This is a genomic window from Xanthomonas sp. SHU 166 (assembly GCF_000364685.1).
Taxonomy (GTDB): domain Bacteria; phylum Pseudomonadota; class Gammaproteobacteria; order Xanthomonadales; family Xanthomonadaceae; genus Xanthomonas_A; species Xanthomonas_A sontii.
Map to the genome: position 1 here is coordinate 1 of NZ_AQOJ01000459.1, position 2,141 is coordinate 2,141.

The following is a 2,141-nucleotide window of genomic DNA, read 5'->3' on the forward strand; positions in this document are numbered from 1 at the left end:
ACCCTCATCCGGCCCTTCGGGCCACCTTCTCCCGTCGGGAGAAGGAACAGCCTCTGCCTTTCGCGCCGGGGGATGGGCGAGGGGCCGGCGCGCCGCTCGGTCGAACGCTCGCGCGACACCGCCTCCGTCTTGTCCACAGTGGCTGTGGATCGATGCTGCACAAGCCTGTGGGCAAGCGGTCCAAGTCGCTGAAATGGCTGTCCGATTCTGCCGGGTGGCGAAAATTTCATCAGTCCCGGTCGCGCTTCTCCACAGCCGGTGTGGATGAAAGCGCACGAACGCTGTGGATAAGATGCCAGTGGCGTTGTGCCACAACGGCCGCCGCCGCAATGGCGAAAAATTGACCAGCGTCGATCGCGCGACCCAGCAGGCGCACGTGCGCGCTTGCCGCAGCGCTACTGCGCGGTCCAGCCGCCGTCGATGGCGATCGTCTGCGCGGTGATGTTGCGCGCCGCCGGCGAGGCCAGGAACGCCACACAGCCGGCCAGTTCGTCGTAGGCGATGAACACGCCCTTGGGCATCGGCTTGAGCATCACCTGGGCGATCACGTCGGCTTCGGAAATGCCGCGGGTGCGCGCCTGGTCGGCGATCTGCCTGTCCACCAGCGGCGTCTTCACGTAGCTGGGGCAGAGCGTGTTGATGGTGATGTCGGTGTCGGCGGTCTCCAGTGCGATCACCTTGGAGAAGCCGACCAGGCCGTGCTTGGCGGCGACATAGGCGCTCTTGTACGGGCTGGCGACCAGCGAGTGGATGCTGCCGATGTTGACGATGCGGCCGAAGCCGCGTTCGCGCATGCCCGGCAGCACCGCCTGGGTCAGCCGGGCGACACCGGTCAGCATCACCTCCACCAGCAGGCTCCACTTGTCCATCGGGAACTCCTGCAGCGGCGCCACATGCTGCAGCCCGGCGTTGTTGACCAGCACGTCCACCGGCCGGCTGACGGCCGCCAGCGCCGCGGCGATGCTGTCCGCACTGGCTACGTCCAGCGCCACCGCCTCGGCCGAGCCGCCGGCCTGGCGCACCTGCGCGGCGACCGTTTCGGCGGCCTCAAGGTCGAGGTCGCTGACGACGATGTGGCGGCCGTCGGCGGCCAGTGCGTGGGCGATGCCGGCGCCGATGCCGCTGGCGGCGCCGGTGATCAGGACGGTCTGCATGGGGAGTACCTGCGCGGAGTGGGGGGCGATCAGCGTAGCAGCGCGCCGCGACGCCTGGCAGCGGCCGCTCGCCAGTGCGGCGGCGCCACGCTACCCTGTGCCGTCGCTCGCCGCTCACGCCGGATCCGCCACGTTATGCCGATGAAACGCCACTTCTCCATGCTGCGCGAGTTCCAGCTGGCCGACTGGTTCACCCTCGCCAACGCCTTCTGCGGCACCGGCGCGGTGTTCGCGGCGATGCGCTTCCTGCAGGACGGCCGCCGCAGCGACCTGCTGTTCGGCATGGCGCTGATCCCGCTGGCATTCGTGTTCGACGCGCTGGACGGGCGGGTGGCGCGCTGGCGCAAGTCGTCCTCGACCCTGGGCCGCGAGCTGGACTCGCTCGCCGACGTGATCTCCTTCGGCGTGGCCCCGGCCGCGCTGGCCTACGCCTGCGGCATGCAGGGCGGCTGGGACTGGCTGGTGCTGAGCTTCTTCGTCTGCTGCGGGGTCAGCCGCCTGGCCCGCTACAACGTCACCGCCGAGCAGATCGCCGGCGACGGCGACAAGGTGCCGTACTTCGAGGGCACGCCGATCCCGAGCAGCCTGGGCCTGGTCATCGTGCTGGCGATCGCCGCGCACCTGGGCCATATCGGCGACGCCTTGTGGTGGGGCGAGTGGCGGTTGGGACCGTGGCTGCTGCACCCGCTGGCGCTGCTGTTCGCGCTGTCCGGCTCGCTGATGATCAGCAAGACGCTACGCATCCCCAAGCCCTGATCGCAGCGGGTTGCTATCATCGCGGGCCAGGTCTGGAGAGTGGCGATGAAGGCTAGCGGCGGTGGCGCCGGCGATTTCGAGGCGATGACGCGGCAGTACTGGGACGCCTGGAGCGCCGCATTGCGCCAGGGCGCAGTGGCCCCCGCGTCGCACGCGGCTGGCGATGGCGCCGGTTCCTGGCGCGAGGCGATCGCGGCCTGGAGCCAGTGGCTACCGCGCGGCAGCGCGCCA

Annotated in this window: 3 protein-coding genes; 2 read left to right on the forward strand and 1 reads right to left on the reverse strand. The window is 69.9% G+C overall.

The genetic code is table 11. The features are described from left to right. Positions 1 to 395 precede the first annotated feature (395 nt). Positions 396 to 1,154 carry a 3-hydroxybutyrate dehydrogenase gene (locus D180_RS12245; protein WP_017913018.1) on the reverse strand — a complete coding sequence of 253 codons (759 nt, stop codon included), beginning with the start codon at positions 1,152 to 1,154 and terminating at the stop codon, positions 396 to 398. A gap of 141 nt (positions 1,155 to 1,295) precedes the next feature. Here D180_RS12245 and D180_RS12250 point away from each other — a divergent pair, with 141 nt between their 5' ends. Together D180_RS12250 and D180_RS12255 are read left to right on the forward strand one after the other, a co-directional pair. Then, a complete protein-coding gene (locus D180_RS12250) occupies positions 1,296 to 1,910 on the forward strand; it encodes a CDP-alcohol phosphatidyltransferase family protein (RefSeq protein WP_017909499.1) in 615 nt (204 codons plus the stop codon). 45 nt (positions 1,911 to 1,955) lie between these two features. Next, positions 1,956 to 2,141 (forward strand): poly(R)-hydroxyalkanoic acid synthase subunit PhaE (locus D180_RS12255; RefSeq protein ID WP_043090900.1); only part of this gene is annotated, 186 nt, incomplete at its 3' end.

Excerpts from the sequence above, each read along its gene's own strand:
- D180_RS12245 (WP_017913018.1), bottom strand. The coding sequence starts at position 1,154 with ATGCAGACCGTCCTGATCACCGGCGCCGCCAGCGGCATCGGCGCCGGC.
- D180_RS12250 (WP_017909499.1), top strand. The coding sequence starts at position 1,296 with ATGAAACGCCACTTCTCCATGCTGCGCGAGTTCCAGCTGGCCGACTGG.